We start from the raw sequence: 26,986 nt of genomic DNA, 5'->3' as shown, positions 1-26,986 counted from the left end.
CCGCGGGACAGCGGCACCGGTAGTGCGTGCCCCGCACCGGAGGGCCCCTGGTGGACAGGGGCCCTCCGGCGCGAAGACGCCCTCGAACATCCGCGCGCGAGCGCATAGCATCCGGCCATGTCGTCCACGACCAATGGCCAGTGGTACCCGCCGGAGTGGCCGGACCGTATCCGGGCGCTCGCGAACGGCGAGCTGACCCCGGCCGAGCCCCGGCGGGCCGCGACCGTCCTGTTGCTGCGGGACTCCGCCTCCGGCGGCCCCGCCGTCCATATGCTGCGCAGACGCGCCTCCATGGCCTTCGCCGGAGGCGCGTACGCCTATCCGGGCGGATCCGTCGATCCCCGTGACGAACGGCCGGTGGCCTGGGCCGGCCCGTCACGCGCCCAGTGGGCGGTCCGTATGGGCGTCGACCCGGACGCCGCCCAGACCATCGTCTGCGCGGCGGTCCGCGAGACGTTCGAGGAGTCGGGCGTGCTGCTCGCCGGCCCCTCGGCCGACACGGTCGTCGCGGACCCCACGGGCGAGGACTGGGAGGCGGACCGCGCCGCCCTGGTCGCCCATGAGCTGTCGTTCGCCGACTTCCTGGCCCGGCGCGGCCTGGTGCTGCGCTCCGATCTGCTGGGCGCCTGGGCCCGCTGGATCACCCCGGAGTTCGAACCACGGCGCTACGACACTTGGTTCTTCGTCGCCGCTTTGCCCGAGGGCCAGCGCACGCTCCCTCAGGGGCCGGCGGGTTCCGGCCCCGAGGGGACCCCCGGCGCCTCCACCGAGGCGGACCTCGCGCTGTGGATCCGGCCCGAGGAGGCGGCCGCCGGATACGACCGCGGTGAGCTGCTGATGATGCCGCCGACCATCGCGACCCTGCGCGGGCTCCAGCCGTACGCCACCGCCGCGGACGCGCTGGCCGCAGCGGAGGCCCAGGACCTGACGCCGGTACTGGCCCGGGCCCGCCTCGTGGACGGCGGGATCGAACTGAGCTGGCCGGGGCACGACGAGTTCACCAAGCACATCGCACGGACGGACGCCGGGGCCGGTGCCCCCGGGGGCGGCGAGCCCGACGACTCCGGCCCCTCGGGAGGGACCCCCGCATGACCGACGCAGCCGCCCTCCCCGGCCAGCCCCGCGGCGGAGTGATCGCCGGGCCCGCGACCGCGCGCGCCCATTGCGTGCTGGCTCCGAACCCGTCGCCGATGACGCTGGACGGCACCAACACCTGGATCGTCGCCGAGCCGGACTCCGACCTCGCCGTCGTCATCGACCCCGGACCGCTCGACGAGACGCACCTCCGCGCCGTCATCGACACCGCCGAACGGGCCGGCAAGCGCGTCGCGCTGACCCTGCTGACCCACGGTCACCCGGACCACTCCGACGGCGCCGCCCGCTTCGCCGAGCTGACCGGCTCGTCCGTACGGGCCCTCGATCCGGCGCTGCGCCTGGGGGACGAGGGCCTCGAAGCGGGCGATGTCATCACCACCGGCGGCCTGGAACTGCGGGTGGTGCCCACCCCGGGCCACACCGCCGACTCGCTCTCCTTCCACCTCCCGGCCGACCGCGCGGTGCTCACCGGCGACACGATCCTGGGGCGCGGCACCACCGTGGTGGCGCACCCCGACGGCCGCCTGGGCGACTATCTGGACTCGCTGCGCCGGCTGCGCTCCCTCACGGTCGACGACGGGGTGGCGACGGTCCTGCCGGGCCACGGGCCGGTGCTGAACGACGCCCAGGGGGCGGTGGAGTTCTATCTGGCGCACCGGGCGCACCGGCTCGCCCAGGTGGAGACCGCGGTCGAGGCCGGCCACGGCAGCCCCGCCGAGGTCGTCGCGAGCGTCTACGCCGATGTCGACCGCTCGCTGTGGCCCGCCGCCGAGCTGTCCGTACGGGCGCAGCTGGACTACCTGGGCGAGCACGGACTGATCGAGGACTGAGGGCGCCGCGGACCGGCCGCCGGGCGGCCCCCGGCGGTTCCGGACCGCTCCCACGGGCGGGAGGCTCCGTCAGCGTTCCTACGGGCGGGGAGTCTTCGCCCCGTGGACGGCCAGATATTCGTCGGCCAGCCAGGGGGCGAGGTCCTGGAGCAAGGCGTCCAGCAGCTCCGGGTACGCGGCGGGCGTCCGGGCGGCGCGCGCCGTGGTGCGCATCTGCTCGGCGTGCGCCGGGTAGTAGCGGCCGAATACCTCGGCGGACTCGGTGAGATCACTCGTCCAGCCGCCCCAGCGCGGCATGACCAGGGTGAATCCGGTACGGACCAGCCGGCGCGCCACCGCCCGGGTCAGCCGGGTGCGCTCGGCCTCCGTGGTGGCCGCCGCGGCTTGCGCGCGCAGACCGGGCAGCGCGTGGTGGAGGCCGCCGTTGGTCTCGCGGGCGAGGCGCGAGGTGGGGCGGTAACGGGGCAGCCGGCCGGCGAGATCGGGACCGCTGAGTGGCGTGCACAGGCACGCCACGAACCACCCGAGGTCGTACCGCTCCGGCGCGCTCAGCAGCCGGCCCACCCCGAACAGCAGGATGCCGACGCCGTTGACCTGCGGAAAGCTCGCATCGAGGTGCTCCTCGACGGCGCGGGCGGCGGCCCGGTCGGCATCGGTGGGCCCGTCCCACAGGGCGAGCAGCACATCGAGGTCGGAGACACCGGGGATGGCGGTGCCCCGTGGAACGCTGCCGTAGAGGTAGCCGCTGTGCAGCCGGCCCGGGCCGAAGCGGGCGCCGAGCCGGTCGCCCAGCGCCGCCACCACGGGCGCGAACGGCGCGGACACCCGGTCCAGGGCCCCCTCGCGCAGGAAGCAGCCGTCCCGGTCCAGCCCCGTGCCGTGGATCATGGCGCCACTATGGCGAGGCTCTGGCGGACCTGCGAGCCGTTTTCCGGGCCGCGGGGCCTTACGGGCGGCTCGCGGGCCCATGACGAAGGGCCCCGCCGGAGCGGGGCCCTTCCAGGCCGTTCCGCGAGCGGGTCAGCGCGAGCGCTTGGCCAGCCGCTCGACGTCCAGCAGGATCACGGCGCGCGCCTCCAGGCGCAGCCAGCCGCGGCCCGCGAAGTCCGCCAGCGCCTTGTTGACCGTCTCGCGGGAGGCGCCGACCAGCTGGGCCAGCTCTTCCTGCGTCAGGTCGTGGACGACGTGGATGCCCTCCTCGGACTGCACGCCGAAGCGGCGCGACAGGTCGAGCAGGGCGCGCGCCACACGGCCCGGGACGTCGGAGAAGACCAGGTCGGACATCTGGTCGTTGGTCTTGCGCAGCCGGCGGGCGACCGCGCGGAGGAGGGCCGTGGCCACCTCGGGGCGGGCGTTCAGCCAGGGCTGGAGGTCGCCGTGGCCCAGGCCGAGGAGCTTCACCTCGGTGAGGGCGGAGGCGGTGGCCGTACGGGGGCCGGGGTCGAAGAGCGAAAGCTCACCGATCAGCTCGCCGGGGCCGAGGACGGCGAGCATGTTCTCCCGGCCGTCGGGGGAAGTGCGGTGCAGCTTCACCTTGCCCTCGGTGACCACGTACAGGCGGTCGCCGGGGTCCCCTTCGTGGAACAGGGCGTCGCCGCGGGCGAGCGTGACCTCTCCCATAGAGGCGCGCAGCTCGGCCGCCTGCTCGTCATCGAGCGCCGCGAAGAGCGGTGCGCGCCGCAGAACGTCGTCCACGAGATCTCTCCTTGTCGACATGCTCCGGGGGCTGTGGTCCCCATCATGCCGGAATGCAAAACAGTGCGATCAATCACAAGTTTGCCGGACCGGTGCTCCGAGCCATAAGGCAGGGGGCCGATTGGGGTCAGGAATCACAGCGATCAAGCCGGATGTCAGTGGCTGGCCTTAGTCTGGCCGAGTGTCCAATACGCCGGTGAGAGCAGAGGACTGGGGGCCGGACGAGTGAGCGCAGGGCGTGATTCCGCTGTGGGCGAACAGGAGTCCGGCCGCACCTCGATTTCGGATAAAAGTAACAAATCCCCCTCGGGGGTGGCGCCCCGCCGGAAGCCGCCCGTCCGGAAAACCGGCGCGTCGCGACCGTCGGCGCAGGACACGACCGTGCAGACCTCCGCGAGGCAGACTCCGGCGGACAAGACCTCGGCAGGGAAGAAGGCCGCCCCGTGAACGCAACCCCCGAGAAGCCGGCGGCGCCCAAGAAGGCCGCGGCCAAGAAGGCCGTCATCAAGACGGCCACCGCGGCCGCGGAGCAGGCCCCGGCCAAGAGGACCGCCGCCAAGAAGACCGCCCCGGCCAAGAAGACCGCCCCGGCCAAGAAGGCGACGGCGAAGAAGGCCCCCGCCAAGAAGGCGACGGCGAAGAAGACCGCAAAGACGGCCGCGGCGAAGGCGCCCGCCAGGAAGGCCGCCGCGCGCAAGCCCGAGTCCCGGGTCGCCATGGTGCGCCGGGCCCGCCGGATCAACCGCGAGCTGGCCGAGCTGTATCCGTACGCCCACCCCGAGCTGGACTTCACCAACCCCTTCGAGCTGCTGGTCGCCACGGTCCTGTCCGCGCAGACCACCGACCTGAGGGTCAACCAGACCACCCCGCGCCTCTTCGCGGTCTGCCCGACGCCCGAGGACATGGCCGCGATGCCCCCGGAGCAGCTGGAGGAGCTGATCCGGCCGACCGGCTTCTTCCGCGCCAAGACGAAGTCGCTGATCGGCCTGTCGGCGGCGCTCCGCGACCGCTTCGGCGGCGAGGTCCCCGGCCGCCTGGAGGACCTCGTCACGCTCCCCGGGGTCGGCCGCAAGACCGCCAATGTGGTCCTGGGCAATGCCTTCGGCGTCCCGGGCATCACCGTCGACACCCACTTCGGCCGTCTGGCGCGCCGCTTCGGCTGGACCACCGCCGAGGACGCCGAGAAGGTCGAGGCGGATGTCGCCGAGATCTTCCCCAAGAGCGAGTGGACGATGCTCTCGCACCGCGTCGTCTTCCACGGCCGCCGCGTCTGCCACTCCCGCAAGCCCGCCTGCGGAGCATGCGCCATCGCCCCGCTGTGCCCCGCGTACGGCGAGGGCGAGACGGACCCGGAGAAGGCCAGGAAGCTGCTGAAGTACGAGCTGGGCGGCCGGCCGGGACAGCGGCTGAAGCCCCCGGCCGGCTATCCGGGACAGCCCGCGCCGCCGATGGCGCCCCCGGTGGCCGCCTCATGACGCCCGCCGCCCAGAGGTGACCGACCATCGATGCCAGGCCTGAGGGGGCGCGTATGCGGAGTGCACGGGAGCAGCGGTACGGCCGGGAGACGGACGCCGGCCGGGAGGCGGCGGTCACGGCCGAGGGCCTGCCCGAGTGGCTGGACCCGGTGGCCCGGGTGGCCGACACCATCGAGCCGCCGCAGCTCAGCCGCTTTCTGCCGCCCGAGAGCGGTGGCCGGCAGTCCGCAGTCCTGATTCTCTTCGGCCATGGCTCCCGCGGCCCCGAGCTGCTCCTGATGGAGCGCGCCGGCACCCTGCGCTCCCACGCCGGCCAGCCGTCGTTCCCCGGCGGCGCCCTCGACCCGGAGGACGGCGACCCGGAGGGCTCCGGTCCGGTACGCGCCGCGCTGCGTGAGGCCCAGGAGGAGACCGGCCTCGACCCCTCCGGTGTGCAGGTCTTCGGCGTGCTGCCGCGGCTCTACATCCCCGTCAGCGGCTTCGTGGTGACCCCCGTCCTGGGGTGGTGGCGCCGGCCGAGCCCGGTCGGTGCGGTCGACCAGGCGGAGACCGCAAGGGTGTTCACGGTTCCCGTGGCGGATCTCACGGACCCCGCCCATCGCGTGACAACGCGCCATCCCAGCGGCCACATCGGGCCTGCGTTCCGTGTCGAGAACGCCCTGGTCTGGGGGTTTACCGCCGGAGTCATCGACCGGCTCCTGCACTACGCGGGCTGGGAGATTCCGTGGGACCGTGACAAGGCGGTCCCGCTCGACTGGCGCTCGTGAGACGGTGTCCGGCGTGAACGTCCTGGACATTTTGCTGCTGGTCGCGGCCGTGTGGTTCGCGATCATCGGCTATCGGCAAGGCTTTGTCGTCGGCATCCTGTCCGTGATCGGCTTCCTCGGGGGCGGTCTGATCGCGGTCTATCTGCTCCCCGTGATCTGGAACGAGATCACCGGGGACGCGACACCCGGCAGCTTCGCGGCCATCGCGGCGGTCGCCATCGTGATCGTGTGCGCCTCCGTGGGCCAGGCGCTCACCACCCACCTGGGCAACAAACTGCGCCGCCACATCACGTGGTCACCGGCGAGAGCCCTGGACGCGACCGGCGGTGCGCTGGTCAACGTCCTGGCGATGCTGCTGGTCGCCTGGCTGATCGGCTCGGCGCTGGCCGGAACATCCCTGCCGACGCTCGGCAAGGAGGTCCGTAACTCCAAGGTGCTGCTCGGGGTGTCCCGGGTGCTGCCGCAGCAGGCCGGCACCTGGTTCGCCGACTTCTCCTCGGTCCTCGCGCAGAACGGCTTCCCGCAGGTCTTCACGCCGTTCTCCAACGAACCGATCAACAATGTGCCGGCCCCCGATCCGCGGCTCGCCACCAGCCCGGTGGCGGCGCAGGCCCGGCGCAGCATCGTCAAGGTCGTCGGCACGGCCCCCAGCTGCGGCAAGGTCCTCGAAGGCAGCGGCTTCGTCTTCGGCCGGCACCGTGTGATGACCAACGCCCATGTCGTCGGCGGCGTTCGCGAGCCGACCGTCCAGGTGGGGGGCGAGGGCCGTACGTACGACGCCCGGGTCGTGCTCTACGACTGGCGGCGCGATATCGCGGTCCTCGACGTGCCGTCACTCGACGCGCCCGCGCTGCAGTTCACCGGCGGGGACGCGAACAGCGGCAACAGCGCCATCGTCGCCGGCTTCCCGGAGAACGGCGGCTACGACGTCCGTGCCGCCCGGGTCCGCGCCCGCATCCAGGCCACCGGCCCGGACATCTACCACCGCGGCACGGTCGGCCGCGATGTCTACTCCCTCTACGCCACGGTCCGGCAGGGCAACTCCGGCGGCCCGCTGCTCACCCCGCAGGGCAAGGTCTACGGCGTCGTCTTCGCGAAGTCGCTGGACGACTCCCGCACCGGCTATGCGCTGACCGCCGACGAGGTCCGCGAGGACGTCACCAAGGGGCGCACCGCGCAGCGGCGGGTCGACAGCCAGGGCTGCGCGATCTAGAGCTGATCCGGAAGCCGGCCGGGCGCTCCGGCGGAGCGGATCACGGCCGGGGCCCGGCGGCGGGACACGGGAAGGAATCCCGCGTCCCGTCGGCGGGCCGAGGGGTCAGGTACGGGAATGGCGTAGCCGCGCGCTCATCCAGCGCGCTCTGCGGCGCAGGATGCGAGGGATCCCCATCGGGTGCGTCGGGTCGGGGGAGGCGCCGGACCTGAGGTCCGGGGTTCCCCTTTCCTGAGTACCCACTGCAGCGGCACTGCTGCGGCGGTTGCGTGCCACGTCACGGTAGTCGTGCGTCCAGCCCATACCCTCGACTCTGCCCGTGCCCCAAGGTCCGTAACCGCCCCGGGGACCGCCAATTGGCCTATGCGCCGGGCAAGTGGCTGTTCGTCATACGCGCGTTCGAGCCGGGCGGGGAAGGGCACCGCTGAGCGGTCCGGACGGCGCGCTCAGCGGTCCGCGAGGGGCAGGGCGCACCGGTGTACGGGGCGCTCCAACAGCCCGCCCCGGGGCCGCCGTTGCTCGCCGCCCCTTCCGGGGCAGCGGCTCGTCACCGGTCCGGTTCCGGGTCCTTCAGCCAGTTGATCAGTTCCGTGGAGAACGCCACCGGGTCCTCCTCGTGCGGGAAGTGCCCCAGGCCGTCGAACAGCCGCCAGCGGTACGGCGCCTCGACGTACTCGCCGGAACCGGCCGCGCTGCGGGTGCGCATCACCGGGTCGAGCGAGCCGTGCAGATGCAGCGTCGGCACCCGTACGGGCATCTTCATCCGGCGGTTGAACTGGAGGCCGTCGGGGCGGGCCATCGACCGCACCATCCAGCGGTACGGCTCGATCGAGCAGTGCGCCGTCGAGGGGATGCACATAGCCCGCCGGTAGACGGCCAGATCGTCGTCCTCCGGCAGCCGGGGGCCGGACCAGTCGCGGATCATCCGGCCCACCAGGGCCGCATCGTCCGCCGTCAGCGCGCGCTCCGGCAGCCAGGGGCGCTGGAAGTTCCAGATGTGCGAACTCCGGGCGCTCTGCCGGACGTCGCCCAGCATCGCCGAGCGCCAGCGCCGCGGATGCGGCATCGAGGCCACGGCCAGCCGGCGCACCAGCTTGGGCCGCATCACCGCGGCCGTCCAGGCGAGATAGCCGCCCAGGTCGTGCCCGACGAGCGCGGCGTCCGGCTCGCCCAGGGACCTGATGACGCCGGTGATGTCCAGGGCGAGGTTCGCCGGGTCGTAGCCGCGCGGGGTGCGGTCGCTGCCGCCGACGCCCCGCAGATCCATGGCGACCGCCCGGAAACCCGCGTCGGCGAGCGCCGGCATCTGATGCCGCCAGGTCCACCAGAACTGCGGGAAGCCGTGCAGCAGCAGCACCAGCGGGCCGTCACCCATCTCCGCGATGTGGAAACGGGCGCCGTTGGCCGCGACGTCGCGGTGCGAGACCTCGCGTCCGCCGGGAACGTCGATCCGTACGACCGAAGCGGTGCTGTCAGGGGCTGTCATACCGATGAGCGTGTCACAGACTCCAGCACCGGGTGCTCCACGGGCGCCACGCGCGGGTGCGGCTTGGCCTTCTGGAGTACCGCCGCGGTCTGCTTGGCGGAGTTGATGGACCGCTCCGGCTTCTTGACCTTCTTCATCTTGGCCATCGCGATCAGGGCCAGCAGCCCGGCGAGGACCAGGAAGGCGCCGCCGACGATCAGGAAGGACCAGGCGAGCCCGAGGCCGAGGTTGTGGATGCCGTACGCCGCCGCGAAGCTCAGCACCGGCAGCGCGAACAGCGCCAGCGCGCCGGCCACCATGAACGCGGCGCTGCCGATGCCCGCGCGCTTGGCGTCCTGCCGGAACTCCGCCTTGGCCAGCGCGATCTCGTCGTGCACCAACGCGGACATTTCGGCCGTGGCCGTGGCCACCAGCTGTCCGAGGCTGCGGTCCGTGCCGTCGTGGACTGCGGTCATCGCCGTCTCCCTCTTCTCTTCACGCGGATGCAAAGCCTCTCAGATCATGCCGGACCATCGTCTCCGGCATGCGTGCCGGAGGCCACTTCGGCAAGCCGCCGGTGCTCGGCGGCCTTGGCCTCGTGGATCGCCGCCATCCGCAGGTGGTACTCCGGCTTGTCGAGTTCGTAGACATCGGGGATGCCGTCCTGGTCCTCGTCCCGCTCCTCGTCCTCGCACAGCTTCCGGTACTTGGCATTGCGGATCTTGAGGAGAACGCCGGCGAAAACGGCCGCCAGCAGCGAGCCGATCAGCACCGCCGCCTTGATCTCGTCGGCCAGTACCAGGTCCTCGGCGAAGGCGAGTTCGCCGATGAGCAGGGAGACGGTGAAGCCGATGCCGGCCAGGGCGGCGACGGCGAAGACATCCGGCCACTTCAGGTCGGGGTTCAGCTCGGCCCGGGTGAAGCGGGCGGTGAACCAGGTGCCGCCGAAGATGCCGAGCGCCTTGCCCACCACCAGGCCGAGCACCACCCCGAGGGTCTCCGGCCGCGTGAAGACCTCATGGATCGCGCCGCCGGATATGGACACGCCCGCGGAGAACAGGGCGAACAGCGGCACGGCGAGGCCGGCCGAGAGCGGGCGGACCAGATGCTCGATGTGTTCGCCCGGGGACTCCTTCTCGCCGTCGCGCCGGGTGCAGCGCAGCATCAGGCCCATGGCGACACCGGCGATGGTGGCGTGCACCCCGCTGTTCTCCATCAGGGCCCAGATGACCACGGCGAGCGGGACATAGACGTACCAGCCGCGGACGCCCTTGCGCAGCAGCAGGTAGAAGAGCACCAGGCCGGCGACGGCAAGGCCGAGCGCCAGGAAGTCGATCTTCGAGGTGAAGAAGATCGCGATGATCAGGATCGCGAAGAGGTCGTCGACGACGGCGAGGGTGAGCAGGAAGGCGCGCAGCGCGGCGGGCAGGGACGTGCCGAGCACGGCGAGCACGGCGAGCGCGAAGGCGATATCGGTGGCGGTGGGGACCGCCCAGCCCTGCATCGAGCCGCCGCCGAGGGCGTTCACGACGAAGTAGACGACCGCGGGCATCGCCATGCCGCAGAGCGCGGCGACCACGGGGAGGGCGGCGGCCTTGGGGTCCCGGAGTTCGCCCGCGACCAGTTCGCGCTTGAGCTCGATACCGGCGACGAAGAAGAACACCGCGAGCAGGCCGTTGGCGGCCCAGTGCTGGACGGACAGGTCCAGGCCCAGCGCGGCCGGTCCGAAGTGGAAGCCGCGGACCGCCTCGTAGCTCCCGCCGAGGGTGTTTGCCCAGATCAGAGCGGCTACGGCGGCGACGAGGAGGAGGATGCCGCCGACGGTTTCGGCGCGCAGCGCATCCGCGACGAAGTTCCGCTCGGGCAGTGGCATCCGGCCGAGGAAGGGGGCGCGGCGGTTCCGGGGGGCGCTCATGCGGCGGCCTCGCAACGCTCGGCGGGGCGGTGTGCGCGCGGCACCCACTGCTCGATCGTTTGCTGGTTTCGCGCGCTCACTCGGTGACCTCCGGCTTTCGGCAGCTGTGTACGGCTGTTGCAGTTGCCGACCAGACTTCCCGGCGCACCCAGAGTTTTAGCGCGTCATTGACGCATGTCCCACTGTACCGGGCGGGCGCGAGTGGCTATCCGGTGGTCTCACTTTACGGTCAAAACGGGCGGTGGGCTGCTGGGGCGGACGCCGGGGCCGCCGTGGCCACGGCAAGGGGGCACCCGGCCGTGTCCGGCCCGATGCCCCCTCCTGGTTCCGTCCCGCTCAGTCCTCGCTGGCGGCGCTCGGCAGCTTCGCCTGGATCAGGTCCATGACCGTGGAGTCGGTGAGGGTGGTCACGTCACCGAGGGCGCGGTTCTCGGCGACATCGCGCAGCAGCCGCCGCATGATCTTGCCGGACCGGGTCTTGGGCAGCTCCGCGACCGGCATGATCCGCTTCGGTTTGGCGATCGGGCCGAGCTGCTGGGCGACATGCGCGCGCAGCTCCTCGACCAGGCCCTCGTCCTCGGCCGCGCCACCGCGCAGGATGACGAAGGCGCAGATGGCCTGGGTGGTCTGCGGGTCGGCGGCGCCGACGACCGCGGCCTCGGCCACCTTCGGATGCGAGACCAGCGCCGACTCCACCTCGGTCGTGGAGATGTTGTGGCCGGACACCAGCATCACGTCGTCCACCCGGCCGAGCAGCCAGATGTCGCCGTCGTCGTCCTTCTTGGCACCGTCGCCGGCGAAGTACTTGCCCTCGAAGCGGGACCAGTACGTGTCGCGGTAGCGCTGGTCGTCGCCCCAGATCGTGCGGAGCATGGCCGGCCAGGGCTCGGTCAGGACGAGGTAGCCGCCGGCGCCGTTGGGCACCTCACGCGCGTCGTCGTCCACCACGGTCGCGGCGATACCGGGCAGCGGCACCTGGGCCGAGCCGGGCTTGGTCGCCGTGACGCCCGGCAGCGGGCTGAGCATCATCCCGCCGGTCTCGGTCTGCCACCAGGTGTCGACGATCGGCGTCGCGTCCGCCCCGATGTGCTTGCGGTACCACATCCACGCCTCGGGGTTGATGGGCTCGCCCACCGACCCGAGGATGCGCAGCGACGACAGATCGAACTTCGCCGGGATGTCGTCGCCCCACTTCATGCAGGCGCGGATCGCGGTCGGCGCGGTGTAGAGGATCGTCACGCCGTACTTCTGCACGATCTCCCACCAGCGGCCCTGGTGCGGGCTGTCGGGCGTGCCCTCGTAGAGCACCTCGGTCGCGCCGTTGGAGAGCGGGCCGTAGGTGATGTACGAGTGGCCGGTCACCCAGCCGACGTCGGCGGTGCACCAGAAGACATCGGTCTCCGGCTTGAGGTCGAAGACCGCGTGATGGGTGTACGACACCTGGGTGAGGTAGCCGCCCGTGGTGTGCAGGATGCCCTTGGGCTTACCCGTCGTGCCGGAGGTGTAGAGGATGAACAGCGGGTGCTCGGCATCGAAGGCCTCGGGCGTGTGCTGGTCGCTCTGCCGCTCGACGATCTCGTGCCACCAGACGTCGCGGCCCTCGTGCCAGTCGATGTCCTCCTGGCCGGTGCGGCGCACGACGAGGACGCTGCGGACGTTCTCCGTGCCCGGCTTGGTCAGTGCGGTGTCGACGGCGGGCTTGAGGGCGGACGGCTTGCCGCGGCGGTAACCGCCGTCGGCGGTGATCACCACACGGGCGTCCGCGTCATTGATCCGGGTCGCCAGGGCGTCCGCGGAGAAGCCGCCGAAGACGACCGAGTGCGGAGCGCCCAGGCGGGCACAGGCCAGCATGGCGATGACCGCTTCCGGGATCATCGGCAGATAGATGGCGACCCGGTCGCCGCTGCGCACCCCCAGCTCGGTCAGCGCATGGGCGGCCTTGGAGACCTCTCGCTGGAGCTCGGCGTACGTGATCGCGCGGGTGTCGCCGGGCTCGCCCTCGAAGTGGATGGCGACCCGGTCGCCCAGGCCGTTCTCCACGTGCCGGTCCACGCAGTTGTAGGCGACGTTGAGCTTGCCGTCGGCGAACCACTTCGCGAAGGGCGCGTTGGTCCAGTCGAGGGTCTGGGTGGGAGCGGTCTCCCAGGACAGCCGCCGGGCCTGCTCGGCCCAGAAGCCCAGCCGGTCTGCCGCGGCCTGCTCATACGCGGCAGCCGTGACGTTGGCGTGCGCGGCCAGATCGGCGGGCGGCGCGAACCGCCGTTCCTCCTTGAGCAGGTTGGCCAGGCTTTCGTTGCTCACAACATCTCCCATTCCCAGGGCGTCCGATGTGTCCCCAGGTCATAGCTCATCAGCCCGCGCCCGGCCCTGACAAGGGCTGTGGAAAAATATTGGTGTAGACCTTTCGTCAGGGTGTGTTCAAGGGCTGTTGAGGAGACGCCGCGCAGGTCAGGCCATGACCGGCGCAGGCTCTCCGCGCACCGCGCAGAACCGCCCGGCGGCCTCGTCGAGCACATACGCCTGGGCCTCGCCGACATGGAAATACATGCCGTGCAGAGTGAGCGTTCCCTCCGCCACCCGGCGGGCCACACACGGGTGCGCCCTGAGGTGGTCGAGCTGCTGCATGACGTTGACGAGCGCCAGCCGCTCCTGGTCGTCGCGCACCGGCCGCCCGCTGAGCGCGACTTCGCCCCGCCCCCGGCGTCCGATGCGCTGCATACGGGCCAGGCTCGGCCGGCCGTGCCGCAGCCATCGGGAGAGCGGGGTCGGCTCGGCGTCTTCCGGTGCGGCGCCGCCCAGCAGCGCTCCCATGGCGCCGCACCCCGAATGCCCGCAGACCGTGATCGAGCCGACCCGCAGCACCTCCACCGCGTACTCGATCGCCGCTCCCACGGAGTCGCAGGAGGCGTCCGAGCCGGGCGGCGGCACCAGATTGCCGACATTGCGCACGGTGAACAGATCGCCCGGCCCGCTGGACGTGATCATGCTCGTGACCAGCCGGGAGTCCGCACAGGTCAGAAAGAGCTGGGTGGGCCGCTGGCCCTCGCGCGCCAGCCGGGACAGCTCCTCGCGCACCAGCGGGGCCGTATGGCGCTGGAAGGCGGAAACCCCGCCCAGCAGTTGGCTGCCGCTGCTCTCCGGGACCGCCGCCGGGTCGGGGGCACTCCGGGTGCACTGATGGTTGCGCCAGGGTGTCCACGGCCGGCAGGAGTGGTCACCGGCCTGCGCGGCGAGCGGCCGGCCCGCACGGCCGCCGAGGGTCACCTGACCGCCGTGCGCCCGATGGGTGGCGGACCAGGACTGCAGCGCCTCGTAGGCGGCGTGGTCCATGAACGAACCGCACAGCTCGACGACGACATCGGTGTGCGCCGGCACCTGCGCCAGCGCCCGGGTCAGCCGCGGCACCGCCAGAAACGTCAACTGCCCGGTGACCCGCACCCGGTGGCCGTCGGCCTCCTCCGTGACCGTGATCCGGGTGTGCGTCAGCCGGCGCAGCGCCAGGAAGACCGCGACCGCGATGCCCGTCCCCACACCCTGGAGCACCCCGAACAGCACGACGCCGCCGAACGTGGCGGCATACACCGGGAATTCGCGGTGCCGCTGCACATGCCGGATGTGCGCGAAGCTCATCATCCGTACGCCGACGACCATCACCAGCGCGGCGAGCGCGGCCAGCGGAATCAGCTCCAGCGCACTGGCCAGCAGCCCCGCGCACAGCAGCACCCATACGCCGTGCAGCACGGTGGCGCGGCGGGTGACCGCGCCGGCCCGCACATTGGCCGAGCCGCGGATCGCGCCCCCGGAGATCGGCAGCCCGCCCAGCAGCCCGGAGACCGTATTGGCCACGCCCTGGCCGGCCAGCTCCCGGTTGAGCCGCGCGCGCCCCGTGGGAGCGTCCGGCCGCTCGGCCGCCAGCCGGTCCACGGCCACCGCCGACAGCAGCGACTCCATACCGGCGACGAGGGTGACCGTCAGCACCGCGGCGATCAGGGCCGGAAGGGAGGCGTCCGGAAGCACCGGCAGCTCGGGCATCCGCCAGGACGGCAGCTCCACCCGCGCCACCGTCGTGCCCGCACTGACCGCCGTCGCGGCGAGCACGGCGGCCAGCGGCGCGGGCAGCACCCGCGCCCACCGTCCGGCGCGGCCCGGCAGCCGTCCCCAGCCGAGGAGCACGGTGACGGTCACGGCGCCGATCAGAAGGGCGACGGCGTGCGGATGCGCCAACTGGCCGGGCAGCGCGGCGGCGTTGTCGAGGGCCGAGCTGTCCGGGCTGCCGCCGAGCACCACATGGAGCTGGCCGAGGGCAATGGTGGCGCCGATACCGGCCAGCATGCCGTGCACGATCGCCGGGCTGACGGCCAGCGCCGCGCGGGCCACGCGCAGTGCGCCCAGGGCGAGTTGGGTGAGACCGGCCAGGACCGTGACGGCGCAGGTGGCACGCCAGCCGTAGCGCTGGACCAGGTCGGCGGTGACCACCAGGAGGCCGGTCGCCGCGCCGCTCACCTGGAGCGGGGCGCCACCGAGCAGTCCGGCGACGATCCCGCCGACGACCGCGGAGACCAGCCCGGCCTGGAGCGGGGCGCCGGTGGCCAGTGCGAGCCCCAGGGACAGCGGGACGGCGAGCAGGAAGACGACGACCGAGGCGGAGAGGTCCCGACGGGCGGCCCGGCCCTTCTCCGGACGGGAGCCGGGGCCCGAGGGCGTACGGGGCTCGGGAGGGAGCTCGGCGGGATGTGCGGTGTGCGGCGGCTGCGGCGACTTCTCGGTCTGCTTCTCGGTCTGCGGCATTCCCGTCTCCTCCGGGGCGACGCGGTCGCGCGGGGCGCGATCGTGGGGCGGCGGTGTACTGCGGCGGGACGTGAGTCGACCGGCGGTGGTCACCGTTGGGTGACGGTCCAGTGACTCTCAAGCATCGGTAAATGAACCGTAATGAGAGGTAAAGGCCGAGAGAAGTATTTGCAGGCATTCGCCGCAATCCTTCCCCTTATCTGGTGAATGCGGCGGGTTTCGCCTTGTGGATCTCAGGCTTTGCCGGGCGGGTGCGCCCTGCGGGCCGGCGCACCCGCGGCACCCGCCCGTGCCGTCCGGCCGGTCAGGCCGGCTGCGGCGCGACCGCCCCTTCGGAGAGCACGAAGGACGGGTCCACCTGAGCGGCGAGATCGACGCCGGTCTTCGCATTGCCCCAGCTCTCCGCGTTCTTCAGGTGGAAGTGCACCATCTGCCGTGTGTAGCGCTCCCAGTCGCGGCGCCCATAGGCGGCGTCGGCTGTGCGGTGCAGCGTCTCCAGGGCGTGCCGGTTGGCCTCCTCCAGGTGGTCGAAGCGAGCCGGGCGGCCCTTCTCCATGGCACGCACCCAGTCGGAGTGGCCAACGGTGACCAGCAGATCGTCGCCGGCCTGGTCACGCAGGAACGCCAGGTCCTCCGGGCCCTGCACCTTGTTGCCCACGACCTTCAAGGGGACGCCGAAGTCCCGTGCGTACTCCTTGTACTGGCGGTAGACGGCGATGCCCTTACGGGTCGGCTCGGCGACCAGGAAGGTCATGTCGAAACGGGTGAACATCCCGGAGGCGAAGGAGTCGGAACCGGCCGTCATGTCGACGACGACATACTCCTCACGGCCGTCCACGAGGTGGTTCAGGCACAGCTCCACCGCGCCGACCTTGGAGTGGTAGCAGGCCACACCGAGATCGGACTCGGTGAACGGCCCGGTGGCCATGAGTCGTACCGGGCCGCCGTCGAGGTCCACCGTCCGGACGCAGGCGTCGTAGACGGGGTTGGCCTCGCCGACCCGCAGCAGCCGCGAGCCCTCGCCCGGCGGGGTGGTCTTGATCATCGATTCGGACGACGGGATCCGGGGGTTGCTGCCGCGCAAGTAGTCCTTGATCAGCGGCAGATGGGCGCCCATCGCGGGAAGCGCGGCGGCCTCCGCCTCGTCGAGGCCGAGGGCGGCGCCCAGGTGCTGGTTGATGTCGGCATCCACGGCGATCACGGGGACCCGGGAAGCGGCGAGATGCCGGATGAACAGGGAGGACAGGGTGGTTTTCCCGCTGCCGCCCTTGCCTACGAAAGCGATCTTCATGTTCACCAAGGGTAATGTTGATCTCGCTCCGAGTGAGAGGGCTGCGTGAGGAAGACCACTCCTTCGAGGGGTCCGGCCTGGTGGTGCGTAGGGTCGTACCCATGGCTGGAATCTCCCGGGGGACGCCCCCCGAACCCCCCAAGGCGAGCACCGACCCGCTCGTGACCCTGGCCTCGCTCCCGGGAGTCGCCGACTCCGTGGACTCCGTACGCAAGGGTGTCGACCGGGTCTACGGGCACCGGATCATGCGACGCCGCAGCAATGAGGTGGCGTCCGAGGCGGCGCTGCGCGGAGCGCGCGGTTCCGCGGCGCTTTCCGGGGCCGACTGGGCGCTCGAAGAGGTCCGCCGCCGCACCGACTTCGGTGTCGAGGGCGAGCCGCGCACGGTCGGCGCGGCCCTGCGGCTGACGGCCGAGGCCGGACAGCTGCTCAGTGTGTGGCGGCAGTCGCCGCTGCGGGTCCTGGCACGGCTCCATCTGGTGGCCGCCTCGGGAGGCGGGCGAGGCGACGGTGCGGCGGACGGGACGGTGGGCCGGCCCCGGCTGGGTGCCGAGCCGGTGGACGAACCGCTCATCGAGCTGCCGCTGCCGGACGCCGACGAGGTCGCCGGGCGGCTGGACGGGCTGGCGCGGCTGCTCCTCGCGGGCAGCGAGGCGCCGGCGCTGGTGACCGCGGCGGTGGTGCACGGCGAGCTGCTCGCGCTGCGGCCGTTCGCCACGTGCAACGGGCTGGTCGCGCGGGCCGCGGAGCGGATCGTACTGATCGGCAGCGGACTGGATCCGAAGTCGATCTGCCCCGCCGAGGTCGGGCACGCCGAACTGGGGCGCGCGGCGTATGTCGCCGCCCTGGAGGGCTACGTCTCGGGCACCCCGGAGGGCGTCGCGGCCTGGATCGCCCACTGCGGACGCGCGGTGGAACTCGGCGTTCGGGAGAGCACCGCCGTCTGTGAGGCGCTGCAGCGTGGCGCGGCATAACGGACGGTCGGACGAAACCTTTTGGGCGGTGCGCGGAGAATTCCGGAAGGGTTGCTTCATTCACCCCTGAACAAGGGTTGCGGCGGTACCAATGGGTGGTACCGCCGCTGGCATGTCCGTCGGGTTACCAAGCGTGCTCGAATATTTGCCCATCAGGTCGGAATCTTCGTCCGGTTACCTGGTGCGGCTGGCCCGTAATCGACGGGTCGGCGTCGCGTGGGTGCCCAACTTTCATGCACCGGTCCGTGGGCCACTTCCTGCGTTAAAGGTGTTCCTCTCGGATGTCCTTGGTCTCGCGGGCCGTTAAGTCCTTTGTACTACTCGGGCGGGGGAAGCGGAACCCCACCTACCAGATCTTTGTGTTTGACTTCAAACGCGGGCATTACGGGCGGCTTGACCGTTCCGGCCAATAAGACCGAGGCGCGGCTCGGGGGTTTTCCGCCGGCTCGCGTACCAGACCAGCGTCGCGGTGGCCATGGCCGCGCCCACCGCGGCCATGGCGGCGAGCACCGGCCGTGAGGGCATCGACAGCGTCGGCAGTCGCTGCTTGAGCGGGACCGGCCGGTTGAAGGAGAGAACCGGCCAGCCCCGCGCGACCGCCTCGCGGCGCAGCGCCCGGTCCGGATTGACGGCGAAGGGGTGGCCGACCGCCGAGAGCATCGGGACATCGGTGGCCGAATCGCTGTACGCGTAGCAGCGCTCGAGGTCGTAGCCCTCGGACTCGGCGAGCCCCCGCACGGCCTCTTCCTTGGTCGGGCCGTAGGCGTAGTACTCCACCTCTCCGGTGAAGCGGCCGTCCTCGCCGACGACCATACGGGTGGCCACCACCCGGTCCGCGCCCAGGAGTTCACCGATCGGCTCGACCACCTCGGCGCCCGAGGTGGAGACGATCACGACGTCGCGGCCCGCGGCGTGATGCTCCTCGATGAGTGAGGCCGCCTCGTCATAAATGATGGGGTCGATCAGATCGTGCAGCGTCTCGGCAACGATCTCCCGCACCTGTGCCACGTCCCAGCCGCGGCACAGTGAGGAGAGATATTCCCGCATCCGCTCCATCTGATCGTGGTCGGCGCCGCCCGCCAGGAACACGAACTGGGCGTACGCAGTGCGCAGTACGGCCCGCCGATTGATCAGGCCGCCTTGGTAGAACGACTTGCTGAAGGTCAGCGTGCTCGACTTAGCAATGACGGTCTTGTCCAAGTCGAAGAACGCGGCAGTACGGGGAGTCGAGTGAGGCACGGAGTGGTTTTCCACGGGGCGAGCATAGGCGCCCACCATTCGGCGTAAGGTGTGGCGCGTGGGTTTGCCTGAGAAGGCTCTCGGGTACACCATGGAAGTCACGGATCGTTCGCGACCGTGCTAACCCGGTCCGGCTCCTCCCCCCCCCCGAGTCGGCCGTGGGGACGACCCCCGCTCTCCCCCCCGGCGGGGGTCGTCGCATGTCCGGACGCATTTTCCGTCTTCGGACGTGGATCCACACTTCTCCCGGCCCACGCGGCGCCCCCGGCCTCAGCGCTCCCGCGTCATTACGCATCGTAGTCAGCGCGCTGCTCTGTGGAAGGCTCCGTGTGTCCTGAAGTGGCCGCCGTCGCCGGAATAGGTGACAGGGATATTCACAGCCGCGGAGTTGTCCACAATTTTGGGTCAAGATCCACAAGATTTCCCCGATCGCTGCACCGTGAAAGTCCGCGAGTTCGCGGATGTGCGAGTTGCGTAGCGACAGGGGGACGGAACGTGGCCGGAATGACGCCATCGGAACGGCCGGTCGACACCGGCGAGGTGCGGGGCGGCCCGCTGATCATCACCGAGGACGAAAGACTCCTCGACGATCTTCTCAGGCTGTGTGCGGCGGCCGGGGCGCTGCCCGAAGTGGCCCATGGCCTGCCCGCCCGCAGAGGGGACTGGGAGGCGCCGCCCCTGGTGATCGTCGGCGCCGACTGCGCACCCCGCATGCGCGGCGCCGGACGCCGGGCGGGCGTCATCCTCACGGGGCGGGACGCGGACGATCCGGCCGTCCTGCGGCTGGCCGTCGCCCTCGGGGCCGAGCGGGTGCTGGCTCTCCCCGAAGGCGAGCGCTGGCTGGCGGACCGGATCGCCGATGCGGTCGAGGGCGTCGGGCCGCCGGCCCTGACGGTCGGCGTCATCGGCGGCTGCGGCGGCGCCGGAGCGAGCACCCTGGCCGGTGCGCTGGCCGTCACGGCGGCCCGCGCGGGACTGCGCACCCTGCTCGTCGACGGCGACCCGCTGGGCGGCGGGCTGGACGTGCTGCTCGGCGGCGAGAAGGAGAAGGGCCTGCGCTGGCCCGCCTTCGCCGAGTCACGGGGGCGGGTGGCCTGCGGCGCCCTGGCCGAGGCACTGCCGCGCCTGCACGCGCTGCGCGTCCTCAGCTGGGACCGGGGTTCCGATGTCACCATCCCGCCGCCGGCCATGCGCGCGGTGATGGCCGCGGCACGCCGCCGCGGCGGTGTCGTGGTGGTGGACCTGCCGCGCCGGGTCGACGCGGCGGTGACGGAGGCCCTGGCCCAGGTGGACATGGGTCTGCTGCTCGTCCCTACGGAGCTGCGCGCGGTCGCTGCGGCGCAGCGGGTGGCCGCCGGGGTGCAGCGGGCGCTCGGCGATCTGCGCGTGGTGGCGCGCGGGGCTCCCGGCCGCCACGGGCACGGCCTGCCGCCGCACGAGATCGCCCGCCTCATGGAGCTGCCCCTGGCCGGTGAAGTGCCCTGGGAGGCAGGCCTGTTGGCCGATCTGTCGCGCGGGCTGCCACCGGGGGCGCAGGTACGCGGGCCGCTCGCGCGGTTCGGCACGGCGTTCTGGCAGCGGCTGACGGAGAGCGGGGGCGGCGGGAGCGGGCCGCCGTCCGCCGCCGGGCCGGGGCCGGGTGGCGGTGCAGGGCGCGGCTCGGGCCCCGCGGCCGGTGCGCACGGTCCTGCGGTTGCCCAGGCGGCTTCCCGAGCGGGCGGCCGGAGCGGAGGGCGGGCATGAGCCACGGACAGGACCTGCTGGAGGGGGTGCGCCGGCGGCTCGCCGAGGCCGGCGCGGAGCCGACACCCGCCCGGGTGGCCGTGGCGTTGCGCGAGCAGGGGCGGCTGCTGGGGGACGCCGAAGTGCTGGGAGTGGTGGCCGCGTTGCGGTCCGAGATGGTCGGCAGCGGGCCGCTGGAGCCGCTGCTGGCCGCGCCCGACGTCACGGACGTCCTGGTCACCGCGCCGGACGAGGTGTGGGTGGACCGCGGTGGCGGGCTGGAGCGCACGGACGTCCGCTTCCGCGACGCGGCGGAGGTGCGCCGGCTCGCGCAGCGGCTGGCGGCGGTGGCCGGCCGACGGCTGGACGACGCCCGGCCCTGGGTGGACGCCCGCCTGCCGGACGGCACCCGGCTGCATGCCGTGCTGCCCCCGGTGGCCGTCGCCGGGACCTGCCTGTCCCTGCGGGTGCTGCGGCCACGGGCCTTCGGCCTCGCCGAACTGGTGGCGGCCGGCACGGTCCCGCCGGGCGGCGACCGGCTGCTCCGGGCGCTGCTGGCGGCCCGGCTGTCGTTCCTGGTCAGCGGCGGTACGGGCAGCGGCAAGACCACACTGCTCAGCACCCTGCTCGGCCTGGTCGGCCCCGCCGAGCGGATCGTCCTGGCCGAGGACTCGGCGGAGCTGCGGCCCGACCATCCCCATGTGGTGCGGCTGGAGAGCCGGCCCGCCAACCAGGAGGGCGTCGGCCGGGTGACCCTGCGGGACCTCGTACGGCAGGCGCTGCGAATGCGCCCCGACCGGCTGGTGGTGGGCGAGGTGCGCGGCGCCGAGGTCACGGACCTGCTGGCGGCCCTGAATACGGGCCATGAGGGCGGGTGCGGCACGGTCCACGCCAACGCCGCCTGCGATGTGCCCGCGCGCCTGGAGGCTCTCGGTTCGACCGCAGGCCTGGACCGCGCCGCGCTGCACAGTCAGCTGGCCGCCGCGCTCTCGGTGGTGCTGCATCTCGTCCGCGACCGGACAGGGCGGCGCCGGATCGCCGAGCTCCATGTCCTGGAGCGGGACCGCGAGGGCTTCGTGGTGACCGTGCCGGCCGCCGTCTGGGGCCCGCTCGGATTCCAGGAGGAGCGTGGCTGGGGGCGATTGCGGCAGCTGTGCGAGCGGGGCGGGGGTGCGTCCCGATGAGTGCGGCCGGTGTGGTGCTGGTGATCGCGGTGCTCTGTGCGGGCGCCGCCCTCCGGTCGGCCGGTGGCCGGGCGGAGGACGTACGGCGGCGGGCGCGGGCGCTGCTCGGCGGAGGAGAGGCGGAATCAGCAGGGAGTCGGCGCGAGGGGGTACGGAAGTGGTGCGCGGGGCGGTCGATCGAGGGGGAAACGGGGCGTCGTCGGAGCCTCGGCCGCTGGGGAGACGTCGGGCAGGAGGTCTGGTGTCTGCCGGTGGGGCTTGCGCTGGCGGTACTGGGCGGGTCCGTGATCCCGGTGATCGCTTCGGTGCCCGCCGTGTTCCTCGTCCGCCGGTGGCTGGCCGCCCGTGGGGCGGGGCGCGTGCGGGACCGGCGGGCCGATGCGGTGATCGGACTGTGCGCGGCGGTGGCGGGGGAGCTGCGGGCCGGGCGGCAGCCCGCGCAGGCCCTGCTCGCCGCGGGGACGCCGGGTCTGGGAGCCGCGGGTTCGGCGGTGCTGGCCGCCGCGCGGTACGGCGGGGACGTCTCTCAGGCGCTGCGCTCCGCGGCGCGGCAGCCGGGGGCCGCGGGGCTGACCGGTATGGCCGCGTGCTGGCAGGTGGCCGTGGAGGGCGGCGCCGGGCTGGCCTCGGGGCTGGAGCGGATCGCGGCCGGGCTCAGGGCGCAGCGGGACCAGCGCGACGAACTGCGCGCCCAGTTGGCCGGCCCCCGGGCCACCGCGCTGATGCTGGCGCTGCTGCCGGCCGCCGGGCTCCTGATGGGCAGCGCACTGGGCGCCGACCCCCTGCGGGTGCTGCTGCACACCCCGGCCGGGTGGGGCTGCCTGGTGGTCGGAGGGCTCCTGGAGTGGGGCGGGGTGGCTTGGACGGCCCGGATCGTCACGGCAGCGGAAGGGGCGTAGGGGGGATCGATGTGAGTGCGGAAGTTGTCCACAGGGTGGGGATGGCGGTCGCTGCCATGACGGCGGTGCTGTGCGCCGTGGCGCTGGCACGGGAGGCGCACCGCGCACGCGCCGTACGGAGACGGCTCGCGGAGGTGTGGGGTGCCGGGGCGCATCGCTACGGAAAGGACGGGCCCCGGACCGGCACATCCGTCCGTGCCCGGTGGTGGCGGCGTACGGCGACGGTCCGGGACGGCACGCCAGAACGCGGTCGGCTGCAGGAATGGGCCGGCCCCCTGGCGGCGGCCGGCCTCGTGATCATTCTCGTCGGTGGCATGACGGGGGTCCTGGCGGGACTCGCCGTGGGCTACGGGGTGTATCACCGCCTGGTCCGCCAACGAGGCAAGGAGGCGGTTCGGTCGGCGGCCGCGGAGGTGCGGGCGGAGCTGGCACCGGCGGGCGATCTGCTGGCGGCCTGCCTCGCGGCCGGGGCCGGGCCGCGGCAAGCGGCCGAGGCGGTGGGCCGGTCACTCGACGGGCCGGTCGCCGAGCGGTTGCGCCAGGTGGCGGCGGAACTGCGCCTGGGCGGTGAACCAGCGGTCGTATGGCCACGGTTGGGTGCTCTCCCCGGTGCCGAAGGGCTGGCGCGATGTATGGAGCGCGCCGGGATATCCGGGGTGCCGGCCGTCGAGTCGGCCTCCCGGATCGCCGCCGAACTCCGGGCGGACCAGGCCCGGGTGGCGACCGCACAGGCCCGACGGGCCGGGGTGCTGGTCACCCTGCCGCTGTCGGCCTGCTTTCTGCCGGCGTTCCTGACGCTCGGGGTGGCGCCCGTGCTGATCGGCCTGGCGAGCGGGCTGCTGGGGGCGTAACTGAGCGGCGGGCGTGGCGTGTTCGCGGGCATTGCGGGATTCGTGGCGCTGTGCGGAGAGCGTGGCGGTGAGGCCGGTGAAGGGGGGCGCGGAGTCGGCCACCAGCAGTCATGAACCACAAGTGATCAACCAGAAGTCATGGGTCAACGGCCGTTCATCAGCGGCTATTCGTAGGACCGTTCAAAGGGGGTTCGAATGTTGCGGGGCGGAATGTCGCGACGGTGGTGGGTGAAGCTGCGCGCCACCGGGGCGGATGACCGGGGGATGACCACGGCGGAGTACGCCGTCGGGACGCTGGCGGCGTGTGCGTTGGCGGCGGTGCTCTACAAGGTCGTGACGAGCGGACCGGTAAAGGCGTTGCTGCAGTCGGTGCTCGAGAGGGCGATCAATGTCCAGTTCTGACGGCTGTGCCCCGGACCCGTGGGTCGGGGGCATCCCCCGGGCCCGCGATGCCGGCTTCGTGACGGCGGAGACCGCCGTGGTCACGCCCGTTCTGGTGGCGGTCGTAGCGGCACTCGTCTGGGGGCTGACGGCGGTCTGTGCCCGTATCGAGTGTGTGGACGCGGCGCGGGCGGGGGCGCGTGCCGCGGCGCGGTCGGAACCACCGGCGGCGGTGATCGCTGCAGCCCGGGGCGCGGCTCCGCGGGGCGCGCGGATCGCCGTGGCGCGGGAGGGCGATCTGGTGCGGGTACGGGTCGCGGCCGGGCTGCCCGGTGTGGAGCAACTCAAGGTGCAGGTCACGGGGGAGGCGGTGGCTCTTGCGGAGGAGACGGTGCGCCGATGAGGGCTCGGCGACGGTCTGGACGGTCTTCGCCACGGCGGCGCTGTGCGCGGTGTTCGTGGCTCTGGTCGGCGTGGGTCAGGCCGTCGCGGCGCGGCACCGGGCGGGTGGCGCGGCGGACCTCGCGGCGCTGGCCGCCGCGGATCACGCCCTGCGGGGGCCGACCGCGGCCTGCGCGGCGGCCCGCCGGGTGGCGGCCGCGCAGCACACCCGCCTGGTGCGCTGCGCGGTGACCGCTCAGGTCGCCGACGTCTCGGCCGAGGCGGGCAACTCCCCCTTCACCTCCCGGGTACGGTCGCGGGCCGGGCCACCGGGGGACGGCGCCCCGGCGCGGGCCCGGCCTCCTCGGGCGTCGCCCACTGCGGCCGGCATCCGGTCCGCTCGGGCGTCATCTGCCGTGGCCCACGCCTGTACCGCCACGGCCTCGTTACGCCCCCCGCGGCACCCCCCGCAGCAGTTCGCCCAGCAGCCGGATGGCGCCCCGTTTGTGGAGCGGGTCGTTGCCGTTGCCGCATTTGGGGGACTGGATGCAGGAAGGGCAGCCGGCCTCGCATTCGCAGGAGGCGATGGCATCGCGGGTGGCGGTGAGCCACTCGGCGGCCGTGTGGAAGGCACGCTCGGCGAATCCGGCGCCGCCCGGGTGGCCGTCGTAGACGAAGACGGTCGGCAGCAGGGTGTCCGGGTGGAGCGGCACGGAGACGCCGCCGATGTCCCAGCGGTCGCAGGTGGCGAAGAGCGGCAGCATGCCGATGGAGGCGTGTTCCGCGGCGTGCAGGGCGCCGCCCAGCTGCTCGGGATTGACCCTGGCGGCGTCGAGTTGGTCCTCGGTGACCGTCCACCACACCGCGCGGGTGCGCAGCGTACGGGGCGGCAGATCGAGCTTGGTCTCGCCCAGGACCTCGCCGGTGATCAGTTTGCGGCGCAGGAAGGAGACGACCTGATTGGTGACCTCGACGGACCCGAAGCACAGCCGGGCGTCGCCCCAGGGGATCTCGGTGTCGGTCTCGAGGACGGAGATCGCGGTGGTGTCCCGGGCGGTCGTGGAATACGGCGGGCTGGCCTCCTCGACGAGCGCCACGTCATCGGCGAGGTCGAGTTCCCGCACGAGATAGGTACGGCCCTGGTGGAGGTGGACCGCGCCGTCATGGACGGTGGTGTGCGCGGCGGCGGCGTCCACGGTGCCCAGCAGCCGCCCGGTGCCCGCCTCCACGATCTGTACCGGCGAGCCGCCCTGCCCACGGATGTCGGTGAGGTCGGCGGCGCGCTCGCGGCGCGTCCAGTGCCAGGCCTTGGCACGCCGGCGCAGCAGGCTCGCGGCCTCCAGCTGCGGCATCAGTCCGGCCGAAGCCGACCCGAAGAGCGGGAAGTCGTCCTCGGTGAGCGGGAGTTCGGCGGCGGCCGCGCACAGGTGGGGAGCGAGCACGTAAGGGTTGTCGGGGTCGAGGACGGTGGTTTCGACGGGCTGGTCGAAGAGCGCCTCGGGATGGTGGACGAGATAGGTGTCCAGCGGATCGTCGCGGGCCACGAGCACGGCGAGCGCGCCCTGCCCGGCGCGCCCCGCCCGCCCGGCCTGCTGCCACAGGGACGCCCGGGTCCCCGGATAGCCGGCGATGACCACGGCGTCCAGACCGGAGACGTCCACACCCAGTTCGAGCGCCGTGGTGGCGGCCAGACCGAGCAGCTCGCCGCTGTGCAGGGCGCGTTCCAGGGCGCGGCGCTCCTCGGGCAGATATCCGCCCCGGTAGGCGGCGACCCGGCCGGGCAGCGAGCGGTCCACCTCGGCGAGCCGCTCCTGCGCGATCAGGGCGATGAGTTCGGAGCCGCGCCGGGAGCGGACGAACGCGACGGTGCGTACGCCCTGGACGGCCAGATCGGTGAGCAGATCGGCGGTCTCGGCGGTGGCGGTCCGGCGGACCGGGGCGCCCTGCTCGCCGTGGAGTTCGGTCAGCGGCGGCTCCCACAGCGCGAAGACCAACTCGCCGCGCGGCGAGGTGTCCTCAGTGATTTCCACCACGGGCAGACCGGTGAGCCGGGTCGCCGCCCGACCCGGTTCCGCGGCCGTGGCGGAGGCGAGCAGAAAGACCGGCTCGGAGCCGTAACGGGCGCAGATACGGCGCAGCCGGCGGATGACCTGCGCGACATGGGAGCCGAAGACGCCGCGATAGCTGTGGCATTCATCGATGACGACATAGCGCAGCGCCCGCAGGAAGGAGGACCAGCGGGAGTGCGACGGCAGGATGCCGCGATGCAGCATGTCGGGGTTGGTCAGGACGTAATTGCCGTACTGGCGGACCCACTCGCGCTCCTCGACGGGGGTGTCGCCGTCGTAGACCGCGGGCCGCACGGTCGTGCCCAGCGGGGCCGCCAGCTCACGTACGGCACGCCGCTGATCGGCCGCCAGTGCCTTGGTAGGGGCCAGATACAGGGCCGTGGCCCCTCTCCCGTTCGGGGCCTCCGAGCCGTCCAGGAGGGTGGAGAGGACCGGCGCGAGATACGCCAGGGACTTCCCCGAGGCGGTGCCGGTGGCGACCACGACCGATTCGCCGCGCAGTGCGTGTTCGGACGTCCGTGCCTGGTGAGCCCAGGGACGCTCGATTCCGGCTGACCGGATGGCGTCGATCACTTCCGGCCGGATCTGTTGCGGCCAGTCGGCATGGCTGCCGATGCGCGGGGGCAAGTGCTCCGTATGAGTGATGCGCGCAGCGCGGGTCGCGCCCCTGGCGAGACGGTCGAGAATCATGCCTGGGGACGAGCGCGCGCCCGCATCCGGCGGGACGGGATTGGAGGCCATCGGCACCGAGT

At 72.6% G+C, this 26,986-nt stretch carries 23 protein-coding genes and 1 pseudogene; 13 read left to right on the top strand and 11 right to left on the bottom strand.

Annotation, left to right across the window (positions count from 1 at the left end; all coding sequences use genetic code 11):
* Nucleotides 1-117: 117 nt before the first annotated feature.
* Together ACFW5B_RS22715 and ACFW5B_RS22710 are read left to right on the top strand one after the other, a co-directional pair.
* Complete coding sequence (locus tag ACFW5B_RS22715; RefSeq protein WP_386442441.1) at nt 118-1,092, top strand: NUDIX hydrolase; 975 nt, start codon at nt 118-120, stop codon at nt 1,090-1,092.
* On the top strand, nt 1,089-1,925 hold the full coding sequence (locus ACFW5B_RS22710; protein WP_386442438.1) for an MBL fold metallo-hydrolase: 837 nt from the start codon (nt 1,089-1,091) through the stop codon (nt 1,923-1,925). The genes ACFW5B_RS22715 and ACFW5B_RS22710 overlap by 4 nt, the downstream gene beginning before the upstream one ends.
* 78 nt (nt 1,926-2,003) lie before the next feature.
* On the opposite strand, the gene ACFW5B_RS22705 is transcribed toward ACFW5B_RS22710, so the two are convergent.
* Together ACFW5B_RS22705 and ACFW5B_RS22700 are read right to left on the bottom strand one after the other, a co-directional pair.
* Nucleotides 2,004-2,813, bottom strand: a complete 810-nt coding sequence (locus ACFW5B_RS22705; protein ID WP_386442435.1) for a nucleotidyltransferase — start codon at nt 2,811-2,813, stop codon at nt 2,004-2,006.
* 132 nt (nt 2,814-2,945) lie between these two features.
* On the bottom strand, nt 2,946-3,620 hold the full coding sequence (locus tag ACFW5B_RS22700) for a Crp/Fnr family transcriptional regulator (protein ID WP_006604164.1): 675 nt from the start codon (nt 3,618-3,620) through the stop codon (nt 2,946-2,948).
* 443 nt (nt 3,621-4,063) lie between these two features.
* Here ACFW5B_RS22700 and nth point away from each other — a divergent pair, with 443 nt between their 5' ends.
* From nth to ACFW5B_RS22685, 3 genes are read left to right on the top strand one after another with little or no spacing between them, the layout of a single operon-like run.
* Nucleotides 4,064-5,095 (top strand): endonuclease III, encoded by a 1,032-nt coding sequence (nth, locus tag ACFW5B_RS22695; protein ID WP_386442431.1) that lies wholly within the window; start codon nt 4,064-4,066, stop codon nt 5,093-5,095.
* A 53-nt stretch (nt 5,096-5,148) separates the two neighbouring features.
* Nucleotides 5,149-5,862, top strand: coding sequence for an NUDIX hydrolase (locus tag ACFW5B_RS22690; RefSeq protein ID WP_386442428.1), 714 nt, complete (start codon nt 5,149-5,151; stop codon nt 5,860-5,862).
* Nucleotides 5,863-5,875: 13 nt separating this feature from the next.
* Nucleotides 5,876-7,075, top strand: coding sequence for a MarP family serine protease (locus ACFW5B_RS22685; protein WP_386442426.1), 1,200 nt, complete (start codon nt 5,876-5,878; stop codon nt 7,073-7,075).
* 105 nt (nt 7,076-7,180) lie between these two features.
* Here ACFW5B_RS22685 and ACFW5B_RS22680 read toward each other — a convergent pair whose 3' ends face one another.
* The 7 genes from ACFW5B_RS22680 to ACFW5B_RS22650 form a co-directional block, all read right to left on the bottom strand.
* Nucleotides 7,181-7,378, bottom strand: coding sequence for a hypothetical protein (locus ACFW5B_RS22680; RefSeq protein WP_386442423.1), 198 nt, complete (start codon nt 7,376-7,378; stop codon nt 7,181-7,183).
* A 244-nt stretch (nt 7,379-7,622) separates the two neighbouring features.
* Complete coding sequence (locus ACFW5B_RS22675) at nt 7,623-8,561, bottom strand: alpha/beta fold hydrolase (protein WP_386442421.1); 939 nt, start codon at nt 8,559-8,561, stop codon at nt 7,623-7,625.
* Entirely contained in the window at nt 8,558-9,016 is a 459-nt protein-coding gene (locus tag ACFW5B_RS22670) for a phage holin family protein (RefSeq protein WP_386442418.1), read from the bottom strand. Before ACFW5B_RS22670 ends, ACFW5B_RS22675 begins: the two co-directional genes overlap by 4 nt.
* Before the next feature lie 44 nt (nt 9,017-9,060).
* A complete protein-coding gene (gene nhaA, locus ACFW5B_RS22665; protein WP_386442415.1) occupies nt 9,061-10,455 on the bottom strand; it encodes a Na+/H+ antiporter NhaA in 1,395 nt (464 codons plus the stop codon).
* A 336-nt stretch (nt 10,456-10,791) separates the two neighbouring features.
* The gene (gene acs / locus ACFW5B_RS22660; RefSeq protein ID WP_386442412.1) at nt 10,792-12,756 is read right to left on the bottom strand and encodes an acetate--CoA ligase; all 1,965 of its coding nucleotides are present in this window, start codon (nt 12,754-12,756) and stop codon (nt 10,792-10,794) included.
* Nucleotides 12,757-12,903: 147 nt separating this feature from the next.
* Entirely contained in the window at nt 12,904-15,243 is a 2,340-nt protein-coding gene (locus ACFW5B_RS22655; protein WP_386442409.1) for a SulP family inorganic anion transporter, read from the bottom strand.
* Nucleotides 15,244-15,547: 304 nt separating this feature from the next.
* Nucleotides 15,548-16,534 carry an ATP-binding protein gene (locus tag ACFW5B_RS22650; protein ID WP_386442407.1) on the bottom strand — a complete coding sequence of 329 codons (987 nt, stop codon included), beginning with the start codon at nt 16,532-16,534 and terminating at the stop codon, nt 15,548-15,550.
* Between the two features lie 101 nt (nt 16,535-16,635).
* Between ACFW5B_RS22650 and ACFW5B_RS22645 the strand changes: the two genes are divergently transcribed.
* Complete coding sequence (locus ACFW5B_RS22645) at nt 16,636-17,508, top strand: oxidoreductase (RefSeq protein ID WP_386442404.1); 873 nt, start codon at nt 16,636-16,638, stop codon at nt 17,506-17,508.
* 369 nt (nt 17,509-17,877) lie between these two features.
* Here ACFW5B_RS22645 and ACFW5B_RS22640 read toward each other — a convergent pair whose 3' ends face one another.
* Nucleotides 17,878-18,786, bottom strand: a complete 909-nt coding sequence (locus ACFW5B_RS22640) for an HAD family hydrolase (protein ID WP_386442401.1) — start codon at nt 18,784-18,786, stop codon at nt 17,878-17,880.
* 465 nt (nt 18,787-19,251) lie between these two features.
* On the opposite strand from ACFW5B_RS22640, the gene ssd reads away from it, so the two are divergent.
* From ssd to ACFW5B_RS22605, 7 genes and pseudogenes are all read left to right on the top strand, one after another.
* The gene (ssd, locus tag ACFW5B_RS22635) at nt 19,252-20,490 is read left to right on the top strand and encodes a septum site-determining protein Ssd (RefSeq protein ID WP_386442398.1); all 1,239 of its coding nucleotides are present in this window, start codon (nt 19,252-19,254) and stop codon (nt 20,488-20,490) included.
* Complete coding sequence (locus tag ACFW5B_RS22630) at nt 20,487-21,653, top strand: TadA family conjugal transfer-associated ATPase (RefSeq protein WP_386442396.1); 1,167 nt, start codon at nt 20,487-20,489, stop codon at nt 21,651-21,653. The genes ssd and ACFW5B_RS22630 overlap by 4 nt, the downstream gene beginning before the upstream one ends.
* A complete protein-coding gene (locus ACFW5B_RS22625; RefSeq protein ID WP_386442393.1) occupies nt 21,650-22,552 on the top strand; it encodes a type II secretion system F family protein in 903 nt (300 codons plus the stop codon). Before ACFW5B_RS22630 ends, ACFW5B_RS22625 begins: the two co-directional genes overlap by 4 nt.
* 41 nt (nt 22,553-22,593) lie before the next feature.
* Entirely contained in the window at nt 22,594-23,403 is an 810-nt protein-coding gene (locus ACFW5B_RS22620) for a type II secretion system F family protein (protein WP_386442390.1), read from the top strand.
* Nucleotides 23,404-23,631: 228 nt separating this feature from the next.
* Nucleotides 23,632-23,805, top strand: coding sequence for a DUF4244 domain-containing protein (locus ACFW5B_RS22615; protein WP_386442387.1), 174 nt, complete (start codon nt 23,632-23,634; stop codon nt 23,803-23,805).
* Nucleotides 23,792-24,187: a TadE family type IV pilus minor pilin gene (locus tag ACFW5B_RS22610; RefSeq protein ID WP_386442384.1), complete on the top strand. Its 396-nt coding sequence runs from the start codon at nt 23,792-23,794 to the stop codon at nt 24,185-24,187. Before ACFW5B_RS22615 ends, ACFW5B_RS22610 begins: the two co-directional genes overlap by 14 nt.
* Nucleotides 24,117-24,434, top strand: a pseudogene (locus ACFW5B_RS22605) (Rv3654c family TadE-like protein); the annotation flags it as partial. The gene ACFW5B_RS22610 and the pseudogene ACFW5B_RS22605, both read left to right, overlap by 71 nt.
* A 177-nt stretch (nt 24,435-24,611) precedes the next feature.
* Here the strand turns inward: ACFW5B_RS22605 and ACFW5B_RS22600 are convergent.
* Nucleotides 24,612-26,975 (bottom strand): DEAD/DEAH box helicase, encoded by a 2,364-nt coding sequence (locus ACFW5B_RS22600; protein ID WP_386442382.1) that lies wholly within the window; start codon nt 26,973-26,975, stop codon nt 24,612-24,614.
* Between the last annotated feature and the right edge of the window lie 11 nt (nt 26,976-26,986).

It is taken from the genome of Streptomyces sp. NPDC058773 (assembly GCF_042746015.1).
GTDB lineage: Bacteria > Actinomycetota > Actinomycetes > Streptomycetales > Streptomycetaceae > Streptomyces.
This window is presented reverse-complemented; position numbering and strand designations above follow the sequence as displayed.

Coding starts and splice junctions, on each gene's coding strand:
- ACFW5B_RS22610 (WP_386442384.1), top strand. CDS start 23,792: ATGTCCAGTTCTGACGGCTGTGCCCCGGACCCGTGGGTCGGGGGCATC.
- nhaA (WP_386442415.1), bottom strand. CDS start 10,455: ATGAGCGCCCCCCGGAACCGCCGCGCCCCCTTCCTCGGCCGGATGCCA.
- ACFW5B_RS22690 (WP_386442428.1), top strand. CDS start 5,149: ATGCGGAGTGCACGGGAGCAGCGGTACGGCCGGGAGACGGACGCCGGC.
- ACFW5B_RS22625 (WP_386442393.1), top strand. CDS start 21,650: ATGAGTGCGGCCGGTGTGGTGCTGGTGATCGCGGTGCTCTGTGCGGGC.
- ACFW5B_RS22705 (WP_386442435.1), bottom strand. CDS start 2,813: ATGATCCACGGCACGGGGCTGGACCGGGACGGCTGCTTCCTGCGCGAG.
- ACFW5B_RS22655 (WP_386442409.1), bottom strand. CDS start 15,243: ATGCCGCAGACCGAGAAGCAGACCGAGAAGTCGCCGCAGCCGCCGCAC.
- ACFW5B_RS22620 (WP_386442390.1), top strand. CDS start 22,594: ATGGCGGTCGCTGCCATGACGGCGGTGCTGTGCGCCGTGGCGCTGGCA.
- ACFW5B_RS22680 (WP_386442423.1), bottom strand. CDS start 7,378: ATGGGCTGGACGCACGACTACCGTGACGTGGCACGCAACCGCCGCAGC.
- ACFW5B_RS22715 (WP_386442441.1), top strand. CDS start 118: ATGTCGTCCACGACCAATGGCCAGTGGTACCCGCCGGAGTGGCCGGAC.
- ACFW5B_RS22650 (WP_386442407.1), bottom strand. CDS start 16,534: ATGAAGATCGCTTTCGTAGGCAAGGGCGGCAGCGGGAAAACCACCCTG.
- ACFW5B_RS22675 (WP_386442421.1), bottom strand. CDS start 8,561: ATGACAGCCCCTGACAGCACCGCTTCGGTCGTACGGATCGACGTTCCC.
- ACFW5B_RS22600 (WP_386442382.1), bottom strand. CDS start 26,975: ATGGCCTCCAATCCCGTCCCGCCGGATGCGGGCGCGCGCTCGTCCCCA.
- ssd (WP_386442398.1), top strand. CDS start 19,252: ATGACGCCATCGGAACGGCCGGTCGACACCGGCGAGGTGCGGGGCGGC.
- ACFW5B_RS22710 (WP_386442438.1), top strand. CDS start 1,089: ATGACCGACGCAGCCGCCCTCCCCGGCCAGCCCCGCGGCGGAGTGATC.
- ACFW5B_RS22670 (WP_386442418.1), bottom strand. CDS start 9,016: ATGACCGCAGTCCACGACGGCACGGACCGCAGCCTCGGACAGCTGGTG.
- ACFW5B_RS22645 (WP_386442404.1), top strand. CDS start 16,636: ATGGCTGGAATCTCCCGGGGGACGCCCCCCGAACCCCCCAAGGCGAGC.
- ACFW5B_RS22630 (WP_386442396.1), top strand. CDS start 20,487: ATGAGCCACGGACAGGACCTGCTGGAGGGGGTGCGCCGGCGGCTCGCC.
- ACFW5B_RS22640 (WP_386442401.1), bottom strand. CDS start 18,786: ATGGTGGGCGCCTATGCTCGCCCCGTGGAAAACCACTCCGTGCCTCAC.